The organism is Glaciihabitans sp. GrIS 2.15 (assembly GCF_035984695.1).
In the GTDB taxonomy this organism is placed as follows: Bacteria; Actinomycetota; Actinomycetes; order Actinomycetales; family Microbacteriaceae; genus Lacisediminihabitans.
Genome location: NZ_JAXCHU010000008.1, coordinates 75,398 through 96,769 on the forward strand (window position 1 = coordinate 75,398; position 21,372 = coordinate 96,769).

At 63.8% G+C, this 21,372-nt stretch carries 22 protein-coding genes and 1 other RNA gene; 8 read left to right on the forward strand and 15 right to left on the reverse strand.

All coding sequences use genetic code 11. The features are described from left to right. Positions 1-35: 35 nt before the first annotated feature. Together RCH11_RS12440 and RCH11_RS12445 are read right to left on the reverse strand one after the other, a co-directional pair. A complete protein-coding gene (locus RCH11_RS12440; protein ID WP_327057335.1) occupies positions 36-278 on the reverse strand; it encodes an anti-sigma factor family protein in 243 nt (80 codons plus the stop codon). Continuing rightward, on the reverse strand, positions 275-892 hold the full coding sequence (locus RCH11_RS12445) for a sigma-70 family RNA polymerase sigma factor (RefSeq protein ID WP_327057485.1): 618 nt from the start codon (positions 890-892) through the stop codon (positions 275-277). Before RCH11_RS12445 ends, RCH11_RS12440 begins: the two co-directional genes overlap by 4 nt. Before the next feature lie 241 nt (positions 893-1,133). On the opposite strand from RCH11_RS12445, the gene aroA reads away from it, so the two are divergent. The 4 genes from aroA to RCH11_RS12465 all read left to right on the forward strand — a co-directional run bounded on the left by aroA (position 1,134) and on the right by RCH11_RS12465 (position 4,909). Then, positions 1,134-2,534, forward strand: coding sequence for a 3-phosphoshikimate 1-carboxyvinyltransferase (gene aroA, locus RCH11_RS12450; RefSeq protein WP_327057336.1), 1,401 nt, complete (start codon positions 1,134-1,136; stop codon positions 2,532-2,534). A gap of 3 nt (positions 2,535-2,537) precedes the next feature. Beyond that, on the forward strand, positions 2,538-3,563 hold the full coding sequence (rsgA, locus tag RCH11_RS12455) for a ribosome small subunit-dependent GTPase A (protein ID WP_327057337.1): 1,026 nt from the start codon (positions 2,538-2,540) through the stop codon (positions 3,561-3,563). A gap of 22 nt (positions 3,564-3,585) precedes the next feature. Then, positions 3,586-4,422 carry an inositol monophosphatase family protein gene (locus tag RCH11_RS12460; RefSeq protein WP_327057338.1) on the forward strand — a complete coding sequence of 279 codons (837 nt, stop codon included), beginning with the start codon at positions 3,586-3,588 and terminating at the stop codon, positions 4,420-4,422. Positions 4,423-4,555: 133 nt separating this feature from the next. After that, positions 4,556-4,909: a hypothetical protein gene (locus RCH11_RS12465; RefSeq protein ID WP_327057339.1), complete on the forward strand. Its 354-nt coding sequence runs from the start codon at positions 4,556-4,558 to the stop codon at positions 4,907-4,909. Positions 4,910-4,941: 32 nt separating this feature from the next. Here RCH11_RS12465 and RCH11_RS12470 read toward each other — a convergent pair whose 3' ends face one another. Both RCH11_RS12470 and RCH11_RS12475 read right to left on the reverse strand, forming a co-directional pair. Beyond that, positions 4,942-5,232, reverse strand: coding sequence for a hypothetical protein (locus RCH11_RS12470; RefSeq protein ID WP_327057340.1), 291 nt, complete (start codon positions 5,230-5,232; stop codon positions 4,942-4,944). Between the two features lie 112 nt (positions 5,233-5,344). Further along, a complete protein-coding gene (locus tag RCH11_RS12475; RefSeq protein WP_327057341.1) occupies positions 5,345-6,775 on the reverse strand; it encodes an MFS transporter in 1,431 nt (476 codons plus the stop codon). Between the two features lie 107 nt (positions 6,776-6,882). On the opposite strand from RCH11_RS12475, the gene RCH11_RS12480 reads away from it, so the two are divergent. Next, entirely contained in the window at positions 6,883-7,848 is a 966-nt protein-coding gene (locus RCH11_RS12480; protein ID WP_327057342.1) for a LysR family transcriptional regulator, read from the forward strand. A gap of 10 nt (positions 7,849-7,858) precedes the next feature. Here the strand turns inward: RCH11_RS12480 and RCH11_RS12485 are convergent, their stop codons facing one another. Then, positions 7,859-8,656, reverse strand: a complete 798-nt coding sequence (locus RCH11_RS12485) for a 3-hydroxybutyrate dehydrogenase (RefSeq protein ID WP_327057343.1) — start codon at positions 8,654-8,656, stop codon at positions 7,859-7,861. 222 nt (positions 8,657-8,878) lie between these two features. Here RCH11_RS12485 and RCH11_RS12490 point away from each other — a divergent pair, with 222 nt between their 5' ends. Both RCH11_RS12490 and RCH11_RS12495 read left to right on the forward strand, forming a co-directional pair. After that, positions 8,879-9,628, forward strand: coding sequence for a CoA transferase subunit A (locus tag RCH11_RS12490; protein WP_327057344.1), 750 nt, complete (start codon positions 8,879-8,881; stop codon positions 9,626-9,628). Further along, positions 9,625-10,266 (forward strand): CoA transferase subunit B, encoded by a 642-nt coding sequence (locus tag RCH11_RS12495; protein ID WP_327057345.1) that lies wholly within the window; start codon positions 9,625-9,627, stop codon positions 10,264-10,266. The genes RCH11_RS12490 and RCH11_RS12495 overlap by 4 nt, the downstream gene beginning before the upstream one ends. A gap of 111 nt (positions 10,267-10,377) precedes the next feature. Here RCH11_RS12495 and RCH11_RS12500 read toward each other — a convergent pair whose 3' ends face one another. Together RCH11_RS12500 and ssrA are read right to left on the reverse strand one after the other, a co-directional pair. Continuing rightward, positions 10,378-11,004: a hypothetical protein gene (locus RCH11_RS12500; protein ID WP_327057346.1), complete on the reverse strand. Its 627-nt coding sequence runs from the start codon at positions 11,002-11,004 to the stop codon at positions 10,378-10,380. Positions 11,005-11,085: 81 nt separating this feature from the next. Then, positions 11,086-11,460, reverse strand: a transfer-messenger RNA (tmRNA) gene (ssrA, locus tag RCH11_RS12505). A gap of 230 nt (positions 11,461-11,690) precedes the next feature. On the opposite strand from ssrA, the gene RCH11_RS12510 reads away from it, so the two are divergent. Next, positions 11,691-12,359, forward strand: a complete 669-nt coding sequence (locus tag RCH11_RS12510) for an SIMPL domain-containing protein (RefSeq protein WP_327057347.1) — start codon at positions 11,691-11,693, stop codon at positions 12,357-12,359. Between the two features lie 182 nt (positions 12,360-12,541). Here RCH11_RS12510 and smpB read toward each other — a convergent pair whose 3' ends face one another. The 8 genes from smpB to RCH11_RS12550 form a co-directional block, all read right to left on the reverse strand. Beyond that, on the reverse strand, positions 12,542-13,018 hold the full coding sequence (smpB, locus tag RCH11_RS12515) for an SsrA-binding protein SmpB (protein WP_327057348.1): 477 nt from the start codon (positions 13,016-13,018) through the stop codon (positions 12,542-12,544). Between the two features lie 267 nt (positions 13,019-13,285). Further along, positions 13,286-13,564, reverse strand: coding sequence for a YbdD/YjiX family protein (locus tag RCH11_RS12520; RefSeq protein WP_327057349.1), 279 nt, complete (start codon positions 13,562-13,564; stop codon positions 13,286-13,288). Next, positions 13,551-15,815: a carbon starvation CstA family protein gene (locus tag RCH11_RS12525; RefSeq protein WP_327057350.1), complete on the reverse strand. Its 2,265-nt coding sequence runs from the start codon at positions 15,813-15,815 to the stop codon at positions 13,551-13,553. The genes RCH11_RS12520 and RCH11_RS12525 overlap by 14 nt, the downstream gene beginning before the upstream one ends. Before the next feature lie 256 nt (positions 15,816-16,071). Then, positions 16,072-16,986, reverse strand: coding sequence for a permease-like cell division protein FtsX (gene ftsX / locus RCH11_RS12530; RefSeq protein ID WP_327057351.1), 915 nt, complete (start codon positions 16,984-16,986; stop codon positions 16,072-16,074). Beyond that, positions 16,983-17,753 carry a cell division ATP-binding protein FtsE gene (gene ftsE, locus RCH11_RS12535; protein ID WP_327057352.1) on the reverse strand — a complete coding sequence of 257 codons (771 nt, stop codon included), beginning with the start codon at positions 17,751-17,753 and terminating at the stop codon, positions 16,983-16,985. The genes ftsX and ftsE overlap by 4 nt, the downstream gene beginning before the upstream one ends. Positions 17,754-17,892: 139 nt before the next feature. Then, complete coding sequence (locus tag RCH11_RS12540; RefSeq protein WP_327057353.1) at positions 17,893-18,699, reverse strand: carbohydrate ABC transporter permease; 807 nt, start codon at positions 18,697-18,699, stop codon at positions 17,893-17,895. An 89-nt stretch (positions 18,700-18,788) separates the two neighbouring features. Then, positions 18,789-19,766: a carbohydrate ABC transporter permease gene (locus RCH11_RS12545; protein WP_327057354.1), complete on the reverse strand. Its 978-nt coding sequence runs from the start codon at positions 19,764-19,766 to the stop codon at positions 18,789-18,791. A gap of 85 nt (positions 19,767-19,851) precedes the next feature. After that, entirely contained in the window at positions 19,852-21,117 is a 1,266-nt protein-coding gene (locus RCH11_RS12550) for an ABC transporter substrate-binding protein (protein WP_327057355.1), read from the reverse strand. Positions 21,118-21,372: the final 255 nt, after the last annotated feature.

A 21,372-nucleotide genomic window follows, 5' to 3' on the forward strand; every position in this document is an offset into this window, starting at 1 on the left:
GACAGGCGGATGCCCCGGCCGCAGTCGAGCGAGGGCTAGTGGTTAGACTGCAGGGTGCGCAGCGTGAGCAGCACCTGGTCGCGCAGGTCGCTCGGAGCGGTTTCGCGGCAAGCGCGCTGCACGGCCTGGGTCAGCACAATGCCGACGTGGGCGTCACCGGTGCAGTCGTCGCAGTTGGCGATGTGCTCGGCGATGTCCGCCGCATCCGCCTTCGCCAGTTCGTTGTGTAGGTACTCTTCGAGTTCGGCTTTCGCCTTCTCGCATCCGCAGTCGGTCATTTCTTTTTGCTCCCAGCAGTGGCAGGTTGGGCACGCGTGCCGGAAGTGTTGATGCCTCGTTCGAGCGCGTACTCGGACAGAAGGTCCCGCAGCATCCGCCTGCCACGATGCAGGCGGCTCATTACGGTACCCACCGGAGTCTTCATTATGTCGGCGATCTCCTGATAGGAGAAGCCTTCGACGTCGGCGAAGTAGACGGCCATCCGGAAGTCCTCAGGGATGGCCTGAAGAGCGTCCTTCACCGCACTGTCAGGCAGATGGTCGATCGCCTCAGCCTCGGCCGAACGGGTCGAACGACCCTGGGTTACCGATTGGGCGCCTCCGAGCTGCCAGTCCTCGAGTTCGTCGATAGTGCCCTGGTAGGGATCGCGCTGCTTTTTGCGGTAACTGTTGATGAAAGTGTTGGTGAGGATGCGGTACAGCCAGGCTTTGAGATTCGTGCCCTGCTGGAACTGTGCGAAGGCGGCGAACGCCTTGACGAATGTCTCCTGCACCAGGTCGGCAGCATCAGAGGGGTTGCGCGTCATGCGCAAACCGGCGGCGTACAACTGGTCCATAAACGGGATCGCCTGGGCCTCGAAGAGTGTTCGTACGTCGACGGCGGAAGCCTCCATCACAGGCGCAGACTCTTTCGTCACAGGCTCGTGTGCCACGGCCTCAGACTCGGCGGGGTTGGCGGCGTCATCCTTCGAAGTGGTCATCGCTGACAAGCTTACGTCGCCGCGAGGGCGGGCAGGCTGGTCGCTGAACAACAGTGGGTCACGCACGGTTCGACCCGACACTGCGGGCCGATCGAGCAGAACTAACACGGGGCATCCTCTTTCTTGGCCGTGGGGCCGATACCCTTAGTAACCGATGCACGTATTCAAGTATTCCGGCCCAGAATTCAACCCCTTCGGTGACGAGGGTCTCATCGTGGGCGGCGAACCCGGCCCGTGGCCCGCGCCCGTCGCCACCGGTCCGCTGTCTGCCCGGCTCGCACTGCCAGGATCGAAATCGCTGACCAACCGCGAACTGGTTCTCTCCGCGATTGCGATCGGACCGTCGACCCTGCGGGCACCGCTCCACTCGCGCGACACCGCCCTCATGATCCAGGCCCTTCGGGCACTCGGCACGAGCATCGTCGAGTTACCGGCGGTCTCCCCCTTTGGACCCGACCTGCTCATCACTCCCGGCGAACTCTCCGGCGGAACCTCCATCGACTGCGGCCTGGCTGGCACCGTCATGCGCTTCCTCCCACCGATCGCCGCGCTCGCCCTCGGGCCGGTCGCTTTCGACGGTGACGCATCGGCCCGCAAGCGACCGATGCGCACCACGATCGATTCGCTGCGCGCCCTTGGGGTGGATGTCAGCGACGATGGCCGGGGGAAGCTCCCGTTCAGCCTGTACGCCACTGGCTCCGTCGCGGGCGGAGAGATCGAGATCGACGCCTCCGCGTCGAGCCAGTTCGTCTCCGGTCTGCTCCTGGCCGGCGCTCGCTTCACGAACGGGCTTACGCTCCGGCACATCGGAGACGGGCTGCCGAGTCTCGCCCATATCGACATGACCATCGCCACCCTCGCCCGCCGCGGAGTAGTGGTGCAAAACCCCGAGGCCGGAGTCTGGATCGTTCCACCCGGTGCGATCGCCGGCATCGACATTGCGATCGAACCCGACCTCTCTAATGCCGGGCCGTTTCTTGGCGCCGCGCTCGTCGCCGGCGGCTCGGTCACGGTCACCGGTTGGCCGGCCGACACGACCCAGGTCGGGGCGGAGATGGCCACCATCCTCACCGACATGGGCGGTGAGGTGTCCTTCGTCGAGGCGGGGGACGGTCTGGGCGAGCTGACGGTGACCGGAACGGGCACCCTGCGCGGCATCCGCCTCGACAATGCGAGCGAACTGGCACCGACCATTGCAGCCCTGGCTGCTCTCGCCGAGGGCGAGACGTTGCTCACCGGCATCGCACACCTGCGCGGTCACGAGACGGATCGACTGGCGGCCATCGTCGCGGAGATCACCGCTCTCGGCGGAGACGTGACCGAGACGGACGACGGCCTGATCATCCGCCCTCGTCCCCTGCACGGCGGACTGTGGCACAGCTACGAAGACCATCGGATGGCGACGGCTGGCGCGATCATCGGGCTCGCCGTCGACGGGGTACTGGTCGACGATATCGCCGCGACGGCCAAGACGCTCCCCCAGTTTCCCGAACTCTGGGCCGGATCACTACTCGGACGTAGCGCCCGATCGACCTCTCCCCTCGACCTGATCTGACGCATGAGCTGGCTCACCGAGGACGACGACGAAGACGACGACAAGTACGCCGATTATGAGGCCCGCAACCGGCCGAATCCCAAGGGTAATCGGGCGCGCACAAAGATCCGCCCAGAGCACACGGATGCCGTAACGGGACGGGTCTTCACCGTCGACCGCGGCCGGTACTCCGTGATCGTCGGTGAGGGCACCGCCGAGGAGCACGCCGCGCTGGCATCGCGCGCCAGCGAGTTGCGCAAGCAGCCGATCGTCACCGGCGACTACGTCGACCTGGTCGGCGACACCTCAGGGGACGAGGGAACCCTCACCCGAATCGTGCGCATCCAGCCGCGCACGACCGTACTGCGGCGCAGTGCGGATGACTCGGACGAGGTCGAGCGCATCATCGTCGCGAACGCCGATCAGATGCTCATCGTCGTGGCGGCGGCCAACCCGGAGCCGCGCCCGCGACTGGTGGACCGCTACCTGGTTGCTGCTTTCGATGCCGGGCTCACGCCAATCCTCTGCATCACCAAGACCGACCTCGCCGACCCCACCGAGTTCCTCGCGAACTTCGACGGGCTCGACATCACGGTCGTGCAGAGCGGTGTCGGGGCGATGCCGACGGCGGAGATCGCGGCACTGCTCGAGGGACATACGACCGTCGCCGTCGGCCACTCCGGTGTCGGCAAGTCCACGCTCGTCAACGCCCTCGTGCCCGACGCGAACCGCGCGATCGGGCGGGTCAATGCCGTAACCGGGCGAGGGCGCCACACCTCGTCATCCACCATCTCCTACCGGGTGGGAAGCGGCTGGGTCGTCGACACTCCCGGTGTGCGATCATTCGGACTCGGGCATGTGAACACCGACAACATCCTGCGCGCGTTCACCGACCTCGCGGCGATCGCCGAGGACTGCCCGCGCGGCTGTACGCACTTGCCGGACGCACCGGATTGCGCGATGAACGAGCGAGTGGCCGCCGGTGAACTCGGCGAATCCGGAAAGCTGCGGCTCGACTCGTTCCAGCGCCTCCTGGCCTCTCTCACCTGAGCCCTGCCCTAACCTTGCAATCGTGACCGAATACTCGCGTGCTTCCGACCTGCAGCTCGCCCGTGAACTCGCGGACATGGCGGATGCCATCTCGATGGACCGCTTCCGTTCCGTCGACCTCGTGGTCACCGTGAAGCCCGACATGACCCCGGTATCGGATGCCGACCGGGCGGTCGAGACCGCCCTGCGCGCGGCGATCGCCGACAGCCGCGCGGGCGACTCCGTGCGCGGCGAGGAGTTCGGCGTGGAGCAGGGGGCCGCGGGCGACTCTCACCGGCAGTGGATTATCGATCCGATCGACGGCACCAAGAACTACGTGCGCGGGGTGCCGATCTGGGCCACGCTGATCTCTCTTGCGATCGACGGAGTGCCGGTGGTCGGAGTGGTGAGCGCACCCGCCCTCGGCACGCGCTGGTGGGGCGCGACCGGACAGGGGGCATTCGTCGACGAACGGCTTGGCACCGCGCAATCCGGCTCCGACACTGTCAGCCGGGCTCGTCGCATCCATGTCTCCCGGGTCGCGGAGCTTGCGGATGCTTCGATCAGCTTGAGTGGACTGACCCGGTGGGAGAACGCGGGCAAGCTTCCGCAGTTTCTGGCACTTACCCGCGAGGTATGGCGCACCCGCGACTACGGCGACATGTGGCCGTACATGATGGTCGCCGAGGGACTGCTCGAGGTCTCGGGCGAGTACGACCTGCAGGTCTATGACATGGCCGCACTCGTGCCGATCGTGCAGGAGGCGGGGGGCACCTTCACCTCGGTCGACGGCGAGGACGGGCCGTGGCACGGCTCCGCTCTCGCCACCAACGGTCTACTTCACGACCGGGTGATCGCGGCGCTGGCGGAAAGCCTTTAGGCGAAGTCGACACCCTGCGCGCGGTCGAGGGGCAGCAGTGGGCAAGCAGCACCCTCGCGAAAGCCTTGGCACCTCACACGATAAGATCGTGTCGGTCGGTCTCTGTTCGGCTGCTACGAAAAGGAGCGATCATATGCCCGCATCACGAGATCTCACCAAGCCGGTTGCCGGGCTGGTCTTCGTGCTCGGCTGGGCCATCGGAATCACCCTGTGGTCGGTCTCCCACCTCGCTCCCACTGCGGAGACCGGAGCCTTCCTCGTGGACATCGGTATCCTCGCCGTCTCGGTCGGCTTCGCCGCCCCGTTCCTCAAGAGCACCAACGGGCTGCTGGCCGCGGTAATCCTCGCGATCATCGGTATCGGGCTGTTCGCCTTCGGTGACTTCCTGCACGTGACAGTGATCACCTATCTGCTCCGCCTGCTCGCACCGCTCCTTGCCGTGCTGACGCCGGTGTACAAGCTGCTCGATTTCCGCATCTTCGCCTAAGCGGTTCTTGCCACCTAAGCGGCTCTTCCCACCTAAGCGTCTGGCGTGGGCGTCGGTCGCTCGGCATCGAGATGGCTCGTGAAAGTGAACGCCACGAACGGGATGCCGGCGAAGCTGGTGCAGGTCGCCACGAGTTCACCCAGAGCGTCCTCGAGGTCGCCGTGCTCGTCGTCGATGGTCACCGCATAGGCCTCGACCATCAGGGCTGCGATCTGCGGATACCGCTCGTTCGTGATCACCCGCGTGGCGACCGTTACCCGAGGCGGTGGGCGAAAGGAGTCGAGATCCAGGTGCAGGTAGCGCCGTGCATTCGGTTCACTCATCTCGACACTCTAGGGCGGCGATGCTCCGCGACCAGGGCACGAGGCACAGGCACGTGCGGCCCGATCCGGAGATCGGGCCGCACGTCGTGTCACTCGCCTGCAAGTGAATCGATCAGCGTTGCGACGAAGTGGCACCCGCCGGAACGAGCCCGTGTTTGCGGGCATCCGCCGAGTCGACATCTCGAAGAGAGACGCCCCGTGTCTCCCGCAGCGTCACCACTGTCGCGGCGGTAATCACACAGGCAATCACGATGTAGATCGCCACCGGCACCCACGATTTGTACTGCTGCAGCAGTGCGGTCGCGATGATCGGCGCGAGTGACCCGGCCAGGATCGACGTGACCTGGTACCCGAGCGACACGCCCGAATAACGCATGCGGGTGGGGAACATCTCCGACATGATCGCGGGCTGGCCGGCATACATGAAGGCATGGAAGCAGAGGCCAATCGTGATCGCGAGCACGATGACGACCGGATTCAGGGTGTCGAACATCGGGAAGGCGAAGAACGCCCAGGTCGCTCCGAGCACCGCACCGATGAAATAAATCGGCTTGCGACCGAAGTGATCAGAGAGTCGACCGACCTGCGGGATCACCAGGAAGTGCACGCCGTGCGCGATAAGGAGGGCGAGCAGCAGTTGGCTGGTGTTGTACTTGTGCACTGTGACGAGATAGACGATCGAGAAGCTCACGATGGTGTAGTACAGGATGTTCTCGGCGAACCGTAGTCCCATCGCCTGAAGCACTCCACGGGGGTACTTCTTCAGCACCTCGGTCACGCCGTAGCTGACGGCCTTTTCCGCCTCCACCTGCGCACGGGCTTCGAGGAAGATCGGCGCCTCGTTGACGTGCGAGCGGATGTAGTACCCGATCACCACAATGACGGCCGAGAGCCAGAAGGCGACCCTCCACCCCCAGCTGAGGAACTGGTCGTTCGGCAGGATCCACGACATCGTGAGCAGCACGAGGGTGGCCAGGAGGTTGCCCATCGGCACCGCCGCCTGTGGCCAGCTCGACCAGAATCCCCGCGACTTCTCGGGGCTGTGCTCGGCGACGAGCAATACGGCGCCTCCCCATTCGCCACCGACAGCGAAGCCCTGGATGAAGCGCAGCACGACGAGCAGTGCCGGCGCCCAGTAGCCAATGGTGTTGAAGCCGGGCAGGCAGCCCATCAGGAAGGTCGCGACGCCCACGAGGATGATCGTCACCTGGAGGGTGTGCTTGCGCCCGAGGCGGTCGCCGATCTGCCCGAAGACAATTCCACCGATGGGGCGGGCAACGAACCCGACCGCGTAGGTGAGGAAGGCGGCGATGATGCCGTCGAGCTGGGTGCCGGCGTTGGGAAAGAAGAAGGTGCCGAAGACGAGGCTCGCGGCGGTGGCGTAGAGGAAGAACTCGTACCATTCGACGACCGTGCCGGCCATGGAGGCGGCAACGATCTTGCGCAGTCCAGAGGTAGTGGTCGCGCCGTCTGCCGGTCCCCCGCCCCCCGGCTGCGCAGATTCCACATTTCGGGCCGTTCCGACGCTTCTACTGACGCTCATGTCGCTCTCCTCCAGTGTCGTCTCTGACACCTGTCGATGGGACCGAACGCCCGTGAGGGCGGGCGGTCGGGCTCCACTGAGTATTGCTGCAGACCGCCGGTGCCTCAATGACCACTTGCGCACATTTTATCTGCATACTTGCAGATGTGCTTGACTCTGCCGCGACATCCCCCGCCCCCAACCCCGACGACCTCCTCGTGCTACTCGCTGTCTCGCGCACGGGTCGGTTCACCTCCGCCGCCGAGAGCCTCGGCCTCAACCACACCACGGTCTCGCGCCGCATCGCTACTCTCGAGAAGACGCTCGCCGGCCGGGTGCTCTCCCGCACCGTCGGCGGGTGGGAGCTCACCGAGCTCGGCCGTCGAGCGGTGCTGGCCGCCGAAGAGGTGGAGTCGGCGATTGTCGCGCTCGGAAACACCGGGGAAGATTCCCGCCAGCTCAGCGGCGTGGTGCGCATGTCGGCCACCGATGGGTTCAGTGCCTACATCGCCACCCCGGCCATCACCGCGCTGCGGCGGCAGCATCCGAATCTCAGCGTCGAGATCCTCACGGTGACGCGCCGCGCGATGCAGCATCGCTCCGGCCTCGACATCGAGGTCGTGGTTGGCGCCCCGCAGGTGCACCGCGCCGAAGCCGTGAAACTGGGTGAGTACGTGCTCGGCATGTATGCCTCGCGCGACTATCTCACGCAATTCGGCACGCCGGCGGATGCTGCGGAGCTGATGGAGCATCCGCTCGTCTACTTCGTCGACTCGATGCTGCAGGTGGACGATTTGGATGCACCCCGACGACTGGTGCCAACGATGCGGGACTCGATCAGCTCGACCAACGTGTTCGTGCACGTCGAGGCCACCCGTGCCGGTTCGGGCATCGGCTTTTTGCCGTGCTTCATGGCCGATCGTCATGCCGACCTGATGCGACTGCTCCCCGATGAATTCGCGGAACAGCTGCCGTATTGGATGGTGTTACGCAGCGAGTCCCTGCGGCAACCCGCGGTGGCCGCCGTGGCCGATGCGCTCCGGGACCGCACCGCGGCGTCGGAAGCGGCCCTGCTCGGCCTTTCCCGCCGCTGACTGCAGAGCCTCAGCGCGCCGACCAGCCACCATCCATCGTGTAGCTGGCACCGGTGACCATCGCGGCCTCCCGAGAGGCGAGCCAGGCGATGAGGGATGCGACCTCCTCTGGCTCCACGAGCCGCTTGATCGCGCTCTCGGTGAGCATGATGCGGCTGAGCACCTCTGACTCGGGGATGCCATGCACCGCCGCTTGGTCCACGAGCTGCTTTTCAACCAACGGGGTTCGCACATAGCCCGGCGCCACGCAATTGCTCGTGACGCCGTGTGCTCCACCCTCGAGCGCGGTGACCTTCGACAGCCCCTCGAGTCCGTGCTTCGCGCTCACGTAGGCGCTCTTGAAGGCGGAGGCGCGGATGCCGTGCACCGACGACACGTTGATGATGCGACCGAACCCGCGCTCGTACATGCCGGGAAGGGCGGCGCGGATCAGCAGGAATGGCACCTCGAGCATCAGCGAGATGATGCGTCGAAAGTCAGCCGGGTCGAACTCCTCGATCGCACTCACCCTCTGGATACCGGCGTTGTTGACGAGGATATCGACCCCGTCGAGCGGTCCGGCGAGAGCCGCATCGGTGACGGCGTTCGCATCGAGCAGGTCGACCGTCCAGACCGAGCCGCCGATTTCGGCAGCGACCGACTCGGCCGCCTCGCCGTCCACATCCGCGATCACGACATGAGCTCCGCGCGCCGCGAGCGCCCGCGAGGCAGCGGCTCCAATGCCGCTCGCTCCCCCGGTGACCAGAGCCCGCAGCCCAGCCAAAGGACCGGCTTCCGTGGGAGTGGGGAGGGTGCTCGAGGTGATCATCAGTACTCTTTCCTGGCAGCTCTGGCAGCGTGCCGGGCCGGTAAAACCCAGACCTAATGAGTATTCCTGCACTCAAATTGCGGGTCAACCGCCGTTTTCGCACTAGGTATCTGCGATTGTGCACAGTCTGGGTGCGACTTGACAGCCACTCTCCCGGTTATCTAGTGTCCATCTCATGCGGGCTGCGCTCTTCGGCCTTCCCGCCTCGACGGAGAGGACCGCATGTCGACAGTGCGTCGATCGACGAAAGTGCACCACAGTGCGGCGGAGTCCCTGGCCGGAGCGCTCAGCGACGGCATGACCGTCGCCGTCGGCGGCTTCGGCCTGAGCGGGGTGCCGGTAGACCTGATCGAGGCTGTGCGGGATTCCGGAGTCCGAAATCTCACCATCGTCTCCAACAACATGGGAGTCGACGGCAAGGCCCTTGGGTTGCTACTCGAGAGCCACCAGGTCGCCAAAGTGATCGCCTCCTATGTCGGCGAGAACAAACTGTTCGCCGAGCTCTACCTCGCGGGCGAGCTCGAGGTGGAATTCACGCCGCAGGGCACCCTTGCGGAGCGCCTGCGGGCGGGCGGGGCAGGCATCCCGGCCTTCTATACTCGCACCGGTGTCGGCACGCTGGTGGCCGAGGGCAAAGAGCACGAAACCTTCGATGGCCACGTGCACATCCGAGAGCGCGGCATCGTCGCCGACATCGCCCTCGTCCGTGCTCATCTGGCCGATACCGAGGGCAATCTGGTCTACCGGTACTCGGCCCGCAACTTCAACCCGGTGGTCGCCACAGCCGGCCGGCTCACCGTGGTCGAGGCGGAATCTATCGTGCCGGTCGGCGACATCGACCCTGACCTCGTGATCACTCCGGGCGTCTACGTGCACCGCGTGGTGCTCGCTAGGGATCGCCCCAAAGACATCGAACAACGCACGGTGCGCCCGAATCCCGGCAGAAGCACAACAACGGAGGTCGGCGCATGAGCTGGACGCGGGACGAGATGGCAACGATCGCGGCAACAGAGCTGCACGACGGTGACTATGTGAACCTCGGCATTGGAATCCCCACTCTCGTGGCCAACCACATTCCGGAGGGGGTTCGCGTGACCCTTCAGAGCGAGAATGGACTGCTCGGCATGGGGCCGTTCCCCTTAGACGGCGAGGAGGATGCCGACCTCATCAATGCCGGAAAGCAGACTGTGACGATCCTGCCGGGCGGCAGCTTCTTCGACTCCTCCGTCTCCTTCGGCATGATCCGCGGTGGGCATGTGCAGGTGGCGATCCTCGGTGCAATGCAGGTGTCCGCCACCGGCGACCTCGCCAACTGGTCAGTGCCAGGCAAAATGGTCAAGGGCATGGGCGGAGCAATGGATCTGGTGGCCGGCACGCCCCGGGTGGTCGTGCTCACCGAACACTCTGCGAAGGATGGATCACCGAAGATCGTGACATCCTGCACGCTTCCTCTCACCGGGGTCGGTGTGGTCGATCGCATCATCACCGACCTTGCCGTCTTCGATCTGACGGCCGCGGGACTCACCCTGGTGTCGATAGCCCCCGGGGTGTCGATCGAGCAGATTCGCGAGAAGACAGAGCCGTCTTTCGCGGTCTCCGCTCTGCTCTAACCGCGCCAACTGCCACAGTCCCTGTCTTCCGGGATCTCGGCCTCACCCACCCCAGCCCGTGGGTACGGGTGGGGCGAGTGGACCGACGCGGACGGGTAGGCGCACCGATCCTCAGGTGCCAGCGATTTCGCCCGCACTGTGCCGTAAACGGGCGAAGTCGATCGCGATAAAGGCGCGCAGGCGGGTGTCGCGTTCGAGTACGTAGTCAGCATCCGGCTGCTGCATCGGTCCGAGATCGAGGCGCGATTGGATGGCGGTTCCGAGCTCAGACCAGGCCTGGGCACGGGCATCCTCCACCACGCTTTCGACGAAGGTCGGCTCATCCACCAGGCGGGCCAGCTCGTCGGACAGCGACGCGTAAGCGAGCCCCCGGCGGGTAAGTAGGCGATAGTCGCGTGGGCCATAGTCGTGTTCATGTCGACGAGGGCCGTGCCGGTTAGTCACTTCCACCGCGAGGTGATTCATTCGCTCTGCATACTCGGCCTGCTCGAGCGAGAGATGTTTCAGCTCGAGCGCGACCCAAGAGGCCGTCTCGATCGCGTCGAAACGGTGATCGTCGCGCAGGACACTCACAATGATGCGATTCTTCACGTCCATGGTGAGAGCCGATCGGGCGATCAGAAGGCCCTCTTCGACAGCGCGCTCCACTGAGATCGGCCCCGCCACCGGCGTCCGCTCATACGGACGGCTTGGGGTGATACGGGCCGCACCCGGGCGCTGCTCGCGCTTCCTGGCCATGCGTCGAGTTCCCGCCTTCAGCACCACGGATGCCACAGTCGGCAGGTCTCTGCAACAGTCAACAACGCGCGATAGTCGCCAGGGTGGAGATGGGGGGAATTGAACCCCCGTCCACTGCTGTGGTCATATGCCTTCTACGGGTGTATCCAGTGAAAGCGTTCTACTCGGCTCCGGAATTTGCCACTGGCATCTAATCCGACAAGCCCAGCCCCAGTAAAAGTCCCACGGTGCCCTAAGACACAGCACCGCAGCAATCTCCCTAAATTACGCCAGGATCCGGTTAGGGAGCATCCCCGGTCTGACGGACTTCATTAGTGCTCTTGCTTATGCAGCGAGAGCGAAGTCAGCGCGGTTAGATTTCGCACTTATTGTTTGCAGAGATCGTTTACGAGATAACCCTGCATCCTCGACCCGCTTCTCACACTCACGCAGGCAATGTCGAAACCGATCATCCCCAGGTGCACCTTCTCGTCTATCAAGAAGTGTGAGCAGCTATCGCGCGCTGTTGAATTGTCACGGCCCAACACGCGGGCCCTGCTGCCTCTCGGCAGCCCTCTAGCATACGTCGGAAGCGCGGCTTCCGCCACCGCCCACGGCATGGCAGGATACGGGGACAGCTTCGACTGCGGCTTCGACAGCAGTTTCGATAACGACTTCGACCACAGTTTCGATAATGGGGAGACAGTGTGACCGACACCATCATCACCGTGCAGGGCAGATTCTCGTCCTTCTCCCCTCCGGAGCGCGCAACGGTGCGGCTCTCGGTCGGATTCGAAGGGGCGGACCGAGAGCCGGTGTTCTCCGAAACAGTGGCAGCGTCAGCCACGGTGCGTTCGCTCGTCTCCGCGCTTCACTCCCCCGCCGCCGGCCCGGTCGCGTGGTGGTCGAGCGACAGCATCCAGGTCTGGAGCTTCCGGCCGTGGAGCCAGGACGGCGTACAACTGCCTCCGGTCTTCCACTCGCGTGTGGGATTCAGCGTCAAGTTCAGGGACTTCGCGGCGATGGCCGAGTGGATCGAACGGGTCGCCGTGCTCGACGGCGTCACCGTCGGCGATATCGCCTGGGCACTCACCGAGGGGCGAAAGACCGCGGTCATCGCCGAGGTGCGATCTCGGGCGGTGAAGGATGCCGTGGCGAAAGCGAGCGTCTATGCCCAGAGCATCGGACTCGGCTCGGTGCGGGCGGTGGCTCTCGCCGATCCGGGTATGCTCGGCGACCGGGTTGGGGCATCCGATGACGGAGGCGTCCACTCGATGTCGCGGCTGATGGCCACCGGCGCCGCGCCGGACCTGTCACTCACCCCGGAAGACATCGAGGTCGACGCGGTGGTCGACGCGCGGTTCGTCGCCAGCTGAACCTCACGCGGGCGCGTGGTCGGGCGCGTGGTCGGGCTCGTGGTCGCGCTCGTGGTCGGGCATCCGGCCGCACCATGCTGCTATTTGTCAGCCTCGCGGTCAAAGGTTCGGCCGCATGGCTGACGAATGGCAGCACGGTCGTCACCGGGTACGATCCCCGGGAAGACAGGCCAGCTGAGCCGTCAGTCGCCGAGGTTACGCCGGGCCGACATGGCCCGATCCGCTTCACGATTGTCTTGGCGCTCACGCAGCGCCTGGCGCTTGTCGTACTCGCGCTTACCCTTGGCTACGGCGATCTCGACCTTCGCCCGTCCGTCACTGAAATAGATCTTCAGCGGCACGATGGTGTATCCACCCTCTTTGGTCTTGTTGAGGATCTTGAGGATCTGCGCCTTGTGCAGCAGCAGTTTGCGCTTGCGGCGGGGCGGATGATTGGTCCAGGTGCCCTGGTTGTATTCGGGAATGTGCACGGCATCCAACCAGGCTTCGCCGTACTCGACGAAGGCGTAACCGTCGACAAGGGACGCCCGGCCCTCACGCAAAGACTTCACCTCGGTGCCGGTGAGAACCAGCCCCGCTTCATAGGTGTCTTCGATCGTGTAGTCGTGGCGCGCTTTGCGATTGGTGGCCACAACCTTCTGGCCACGTTCCTTCGGCACGATTCGCTCCTGATTTGATTGCGCACAGGCGATCTGCCCGCAGCCCTCCACTCTAACCTGCCGTTGTCGCGAGCGACGGATACGGATGCGGTCGTGACTATGGACAGGTATTCCATCGGATCGGCACCAACGCCCGCAGCACTTCAGGTCCAGATACGCGCGCGACGTGATACGGATCGAGTCGGAAGTTGTTGTGGGTCGTAGTCAATCACACCCGCAACAGCTCCCGACCCGATTGTCTCAATGCCGCAGCGCGCGGGAACAGCGTCAGCAGCAGCGCGACCGGGGGCTGGCCTCGTCGTCGCGGTGTTTTTGGCGCCAGAAATCGCGTTCACTCAGAGGCGGCGTCGGATCGTTGTGGGTTGCCCGGTGCGCGAGGTACCGCGCATAACTCGAATCGCCCATTAGCTCGCGCAGATACCAGCGGATACCGGAGCCGCACGCCACAAGCCGCCCACCGCAGGCCACGAGCCAGCCCACGCGGTTCCGCGGCGAAAGCATCGCGTGAGCTACCGGGACAGTCGGCGACACGTCACCGTGCGACATCCGCCCACCTCTTCTGAACGGCTCGTTCCTCTGCGGTGGTCATGAGGCTTCGCGGGGCATACAGGTGGCTATCGACTATTTCGCTCTCGGTGGATGGTTCGCCGCCTGCCCGCACCGCACGGATGCTCACGCGAAGGGCGGTTGCGAGCACGATGACAACGAGCACCGCGAACAGGATCGACAGCGTTCCCTGCACGGCGGTGTTGCGCACGACGGCCTGCATCGCCTCGGTGCTGGCCGCCGCACCGAAGGACGTTTTCCCCTCGGCGAGCGCCGCGCGATAGACACCGTTCTGCGCCCAGTATCCGAGCCCGGGCGTCGAGGAGAAGATCTTCTGGTATGAGGCCGTCAGTGTGACGACGGCATCGACGAGTAGAGGGACACCGGGAATCCAGACCCACTTCACGAGCCCCTTCTTGCAGACGATCGCAACACACACCGAGAGAGCGATGGCGGCCAGCAGCTGGTTGGCGATGCCGAAGAGCGGGAAGAGCGTGTTGATTCCGCCAAGCGGATCGGTGACCCCCATGAGCAGGATGCTCCCCCAGGCGGCCACGACGATCACCGATGAGATCCAGGCACCGATTCGCCAGGATGGGTCACGAAACCGCTGGTTCAGGTTTCCGAGGGTGTCGCTGAGCATGAAGCGGGCGACGCGGGTTCCGGCATCCACCGTTGTGAGGATGAAGAGGGCCTCGAACATGATCGCGAAGTGATACCAGAATGCTCGCAAATCGAGCCCCGGAATGACCCGGTCGAGGATGTTCGCTATTCCGACGGCGAGCGTCGGCGCACCCCCAGAGCGCGACACGAGCGACGTCTCGCCAACGGCCTGGGCGGCCTGGTTGAGTTGGGCGGCGGTGATCCCTCCGCCGGCGACATTACCCAGCCCGCTGATGAATCGGGATGCAGTTTCTGCAGTGCCCCCGGTGAGGGCGATCGGCGCGTTCATCGCGAAATACAGGCCGCGGTCGATCGAGATGGCGGCGACAAGAGCCATGATCGCGACGAAGGATTCCATCAGCATTCCGCCGTAGCCGATGATTCGGGTCTGGGTTTCTTTCTGGATCAGCTTCGGCGTCGTTCCCGACGAGATGAGAGCGTGGAATCCACTGAGAGCCCCGCAGGCGATCGTGATGAATAGGAACGGGAAAAGGGTCCCGGCGAAAACGGGACCTTTGCCGTTGAAAGCGAATTCCGTGAAAGCGGGCGTCTGAACGACCGGTTGCACGATCAGAATTGCGATGGCGAGGATCCCTATCGTTCCGATCTTCATGAAGGTCGAGAGATAGTCGCGCGGTGCGAGCAGCAACCAGACCGGAAGGATGGATGCGATGAATCCGTAGCCGATGAGAGCCCACGCGATGGTCGTCTTATCCAACGTGAACCACTCGATACCCCACGCCGTTTGGGAGACCCACCCGCCAGCGACGATCGCGAAGAGCAGAAGAGCGACCCCGATGAACGAGACTTCGGAGATGCGCCCGGGGCGGAGGAAACGAAGGTAGACACCCATGAACAGGGCGATCGGGATGGTCATCGCAATCGAGAAGATACCCCACGGGCTCTCGGCTAGCGCGTTCACCACAATGAGTGCGAGCACCGCGATGATGATCGACATGATCGCGAGCGTTGCGACGAGCGCGGCGACACCACCGACCACTCCGAATTCCTCCCTCGCCATCTGGCCGAGCGAGCGGCCACGGCGGCGCATCGAAAAGAACAGCACGAGCCAGTCCTGCACTGCTCCCGCAGCGACGGCCCCGACGATGATCCAGATCGTGCCGAGCAGATACCCCATCTGCGCCGCGAGCACCGGTCCGACGAGAGGGCCGGCTCCGGCGATCGCGGCGAAGTGGTGTCCGAAGAGCACCCGCCGGTCGGTGGGTTCGAAGTCCCGCCCGTTGTCGAGCACCTCTGCTGGCGTCGCGCGGCGGTCATCCGGCCTCAGGAGTTTGCGTTCGATGAACTTCGAGTAGAAGCGGTAGCCGATGAGAAAGGTGCCGACGGCGGATGCGACAAACCAGACCGCGTTGACGTGATCGCCACGAACGAGGGCGACCATGCTCCAGCCGGTGGCCCCGATGAGGCCGATGAGAACCCAGAGCACCACTTTGGCCGGAGTCCACTTCGGCTTCTGCAGCAGACCGACGGGAGGCTGTGCCGGATCGGTGAACAGCTCCACCGTCTCGCCGGGCAATGGTTCGCGCGGATCCTGATGAGCGGGCCGAGCTTCGGTGGTGCTGGACATTTGGGTCTCCTTCGACTCAGCGCACTTCGACTCAGTGCACTTCGACTCAGTGCACGGGGACCCACCACACGCCGACTCATCCGGGCGGCCACCGCAGCCACCCCCATTCGGGGGGACTGGTCACAAGTCAGCTTAGCGAGGTGACCAGAATCGCGGTGGCCAACACTCCACAACCACCCGGTGATGGTGTGAGTACCCACCACTTGGCACCAGTCGCCGGGCGACATTCGTCGGGGCGGACCGAACAGGTGCGGCTCTAGACCTTCAGGTACCGGCTGATTGCGAAACTCGCGGACGCCCCCGCCAATACGGCGCCAACCACGAGCAGAATCGGAACGACCACGTACGCTTCCGACATGCCGATGAAGGGGGTGTCAAGCGACTGGGTGCCGAGGTAATCCTGCACGAAGAAACGCACGATCGAGACGACGGCAAGGCTCGCAAGAATCGATCCGACGAGCGCGGCGATCACCCCTTCCAGGATGAACGGTGTCTGGATAAAACGGTTCGATGCTCCAACCAGACGCATGATCCCGAGCTCCCGTCGCCTCGAAAAAGCCGACAGGCGGATGGTGGTGGCGATGAGGAGCACGGCGGCCACCAGCATGAGTACCGCGATACTCACCGCGGTGAGACTGGCGGCATTGAGCGCTGCGAAGATCGGATCGAGATACTTGCGTTGGTCGACGACCTGCTCGACTCCAGCGAGGCTCGCCACGCTCTCGCGGATGACGTCAGCCTTCGCCGGGTCCTTGAGATTGATCGAGAACGTCTCGGAGAGGAAGGCGGGGGTGATGAAGTCTGCACCGGTGGTGTCTTTGAAATAGGTCTTGTAGTTCTTGTAGACCTGATCGTGATTCTCGAATGTCACGGTCTTGATCAACCCGGTCAGGGCCGGAGATTTCAGCTGGGCTTCGACATCAGCCTTTTGGCTCTTCGTCGCTTCGACCAGGTTGCACTGTCCCGCAGTAGAGGAGTCAGTGCACATGTAGACCGACACCTGGGCGCGGTCGTTCCAGTAGCCCTTCATCTGCCCGATCTGAAACTGCAGCAGGATCGCGGCGCCAACGAAGGTGAGCGAGATGAACGTCACCAGCACGACGGAGACGACCATCGAGATGTTGCGACGCAGGCCGTTACCGACCTCGGACATGATCAGGCCGAACCTCATCCGGTGACCTCCTCGGCCTGCCCGGCGATGCCGAGATTGGAGCGCGAGACGGATGCCGGCCCGAAGCCCTGCACGGGAATGGTCTGGGTCTGGTAGCCGCCCTGGCGTTCGTCGCGCACGATCTGGCCGCTGACCAGCTCGATCACGCGACGCTGCATCTGGTCGACGATTCCCGCATCGTGGGTGGCCATAATCACCGTGGTTCCGCTCTGGCTGATGCGCTCGAGCAGGGTCATGATGCCAGCGGATGTTGAGGGGTCGAGGTTTCCCGTCGGCTCATCCGCCAGCAGGATAGCGGGCTTGTTCACGATGGCGCGAGCTATCGCGACGCGCTGCTGCTCACCGCCGGAGAGTTCGTGAGGAAGCCGGTTGGTCTTGCCGGCGAGACCGACCATCTTCAGGACATCCGGAACCGCCTCCTGGATGAACCCCTTCGACTTGCCGATCACCTGGAGTGAGAAGGCCACATTGTCGAAGACGTTCTTCTGCGGGAGCAGGCGGAAGTCCTGAAAAACCACGCCGAGATTGCGCCGAAAATAGGGAACCTTGCGACTGGTGAGTTGCCCGAGGTTCTGTCCGAGCACATGGATCTGCCCCGTGGAGGGGTTCTCCTCCTTCAGCACGAGCCGAAGAAAGCTGGACTTGCCGCTGCCGGATGCTCCAACGAGGAACACAAATTCCCCGCGCAGGATCTCAAGCGTCACCGCGTTGAGCGCCGGGCGCGCGTTCCCTTTGTAGAGCTTGGTTATTTGATCGAACCGAATCATGACCGTTCGACTCTAAGGACGTACTCCCGAATCGGGAAGAGCGACAGGCCGGATACCTTGACTCTCAGAAATTCGGGTGGCCTCAGCCGCGCGGAGTGGTGTCTCGAAATAGCACCAGGGGTGTGGCGGTCGGTCAGACTCATTTATCGGCACCGGCGACCATTCCCTTGATGAAGTAGCGCTGCAGGAACAGGTAGGCGATCAGCACCGGCACGACACCCATGAGAGATGCCGCTGCCGCCGCTCCGAGATTGCTCGTCTGGCTCGAGAAGAACGATCCGATCGCCGGGGCGATCGTCTTCACCGCTGGATCGGTCAGCACGTACGAGGACAGGGCGAATTCGTTCCAGACCCCCACGCCGGTGAGGATGACCACGGTCACGGTCACGGGCTTGAGCATCGGGAACACGACATAGAACAACACCTGGAGCAGGTTCGCGCCATCGACAACCGCTGCCTCTTCGACGGCGAGCGGAAGCGACCGCATGAATGCTGCATACAGGAAGATGGCCAGCGGCAGCTGACCGGTCGTCATCACCAGGATGATGCCCCAGTAGGTATTTATGGCATGCAGCTGGTTGAGGAGGGAGTACAGGGGCACAAGCACGCTGAGGGGTGGAATCATGATGAGCCCGACGATCAGCAGCATGACGCTTTTGTTGAGCCGGGTCTGCCGCCGGGCCAGAGGGTACGCCGCCAGCGACCCGACGATGCACACCAGCGCAGTCGCGACGACGGTGACCAACACACTGTTGCCGATGGAGCGGAGGATGCCGCCATCCTCGATCGCGGTCCGGAAGTTCCCAACGAACAGGGTGGCGAACGGAAAGGACCACTGCGATGACAGGTCGGATTTGGCTTTGAGCGCCGTGGTGAGGGTCACATAAAACGGCACGAGTTGCACGATGACGATGAGGGCGAGCGCGATGCCAATGATGGCGCTCACCCACCGCTTCGAACGTGAACGGCTGCGATCTCTCGCGCGGGATGAGTCGGATCGACGGATGCTCGGTGCAGGCTGCACGGTACTGGCGGTCATTGCTGCTCCAGACGACGACGGTTGAGAAGGGCGTTGAGCGCAAGGGTGAAGATTGCGATGATGATGAAGAGCACAACGCCCATCGCGGACGCGTAGCCGGCACTCTGGTTCTCGAAGTAGGTGATACCGATGAGAGTCGAGACCGAGTTGGTGGAATAACCCGGGCCGCCGTTGGTCATGACTTTGATCACGTCGAAGAGCTTGAGACCGCCGATCAGATTGAGCACGATGCTCGTGGCGAACGCGGGCTGGAGCAGCGGGACGGTGATCCCGGTGAAGCGCTGCCAGGCTCCCGCACCATCCAGCATGGCTGCTTCGTAGTAGGTCTGCGGTATGGACTGCAGTCCGGCCAGATAGATGATCATCGAGATTCCGACGAACTGGAGCGAGTTCACCGCCACGACGATCGCGACCGCTCCTGACGGCTGGCTCAGCCAGGCGATCCGCTCACCGCCGAGCGCGACGACGATGTCGTTGAACGCCCCATTGTTGAACTGGAAGAGCAGGTAGTACATCGTGCCCATGATCACCGGGGAGACCAGCACCGGAAGGTAGATGATCGCTCGCGCAGCACCCCGGCCACGCATCGGGCGATCGAGGGCGAGAGCCAGGGCGAGCCCGGGGATCTGCTGGATCAGCATGCTGCCGATCCCGTAGATGAAAGTGTTGACCAGCACCTGACGGAATGTGTCGTCCCGGAAGAGGCGGAGGTAGTTCAGCAGGCCGACGAAGGGCCTGTCCTGGCTGTAGCCGTCCCAGTTCGTGAAGGAGTAGCCAACTCCGCTGATCAGCGGATAGACGGCGAACACTGCGAATAGCAGCAGCGCTGGCACATAAAGCAGGTTGGTCAGCCCGCTTCCGCGGGCACCGAATCCTTTCTTTCGTGAACGGCCGGGAGGGTGCACCGCGAGGCCTGGATCCGCGCTGCTTCTCGTTCTCTGCGCCGCTGGCGGCGACACGGTTGCCTGGCTCATGACTGCTCCTTTGCACCAGGGGACGGTGGCGTGAATCAGAACTGCGTCTTCGACGCACGCCACCGTCCGTCCGGCAGGGACGGTGCTACTTGTTTTGTCCGTACAGGCGGTCGAAGTCCTTCGACATCGTCGAGACACCGGTCTTTACGCTGCCCGCGCCGCCGGTGACCACCGAGTCGGCGGTCGTCACCATCGTGTTCCACATGCCGTTGGGCAGGTAGACCCGGTCGAAGTACGGCACCAGCGGGAAGTCGCCGGGCTTGACCACCGTGTCATAGCTCGACTGAAGCACGCCGAGATCCGGCTTCACATCGGTGAGTCCGGGAATGGACCCAGCGGCCTTGGCGAGCACGGCGGCGTTCTCTGGTGATGCAAGGTAGGCGATGTAGGCCTTGGCAGTCTTCATGTCCTTTGTGGACTTGGAGATTCCGAAAGCATTCATCTCGCCACCGATCAGGTACGGCTTCCCCCCGTCGAGCGACGGAACCGGAATATAGCCGATCTTGGCGTCTGGGTTGTAGGTGAGCGCCTGGCTTGCCGTGTTGTTCTGGCTGAAGACGAAGGCGGCCTTTCCGGTTCCGAGTGCCTTTGCGATGTCGTCGGCAGAGGCGGACACGTAGTCCTGGTTGAAGTAGCCGTCCTTCTGCCACGACGCGATCAGGTCGAGAACCTTCGTGTACTGGGCGTTGTCGAATGTCCCCTTGCTCAAACCGGCGAGTTGCGCCTTGCTGTGCGCCCCAGGCGAGATCCAGTCGGCCAGGTTGCCTGCGGGGCCGGCTGCCTTGCCCGAGGAGACGATGGGCGCGACACCTTTCGCCTTGATTTTGCCTGCGGCCGCATCGAAGGCGTCCCAGGTGGTGAGGCTGGCCGGGTCGATGCCGGCGTCGCTGAGCACGGACTTGTTGTAGAGGATTCCCGCGACATCCGTGTCGACCGGGAACGCGAAGAACTGCCCCTTGTCGTTCTTCATCGCGGCATCGAGCGCCGGGTTGAAGTTCTTCGCCCAGGCCTGGCCCTGCAGCGGGGTGAGGAACTTGCTGTAACGCAGAAGCGACCAGCCGTGGGTCCACCAGATATCAGGGACGTTACCGGAGGCGAGGCGCACCTTGATATCGGACTCGTAGCTCGAGGTCGAGGTGCGGAGATCGATCTCGGTACCCGGATGGTCGGCCTCGAACTTCTTCGTGATCGTCTTGAGCTGAGCGAGGATCGTTGAGTCGACGGCCTGCCCGGTCTGGAACTCGAGCTTCGTCGCATTTTTCGACGAACCGGAATCTCCTCCGCTGCACCCGACGAGAGCGAGCGTGAGGGCGGTGAGGCCTGCGAGGGCGATGAGTGTGCGCGATTTCATAGTCATACCTCCATTGGGATGAAAAATTTGTAGCCGAACGCGACGGCAAGGGCTTGAGCGACCCGTGTCTGAGTCGACAGCTGTCCCTTGTGGCGCAAAGTTACACGAGTAGACCATTCGATGCAATACTTTTCGATTTTGGTCTATTTCATATGGGTGTGCACTTGTATTTACTGCAGTGACACAAGTAGATTCCCGTACTACACTCGCTGTGCTGCGTCGGTTCCGGCCCCCAGAGGGGCGGCGTCGGGCGCG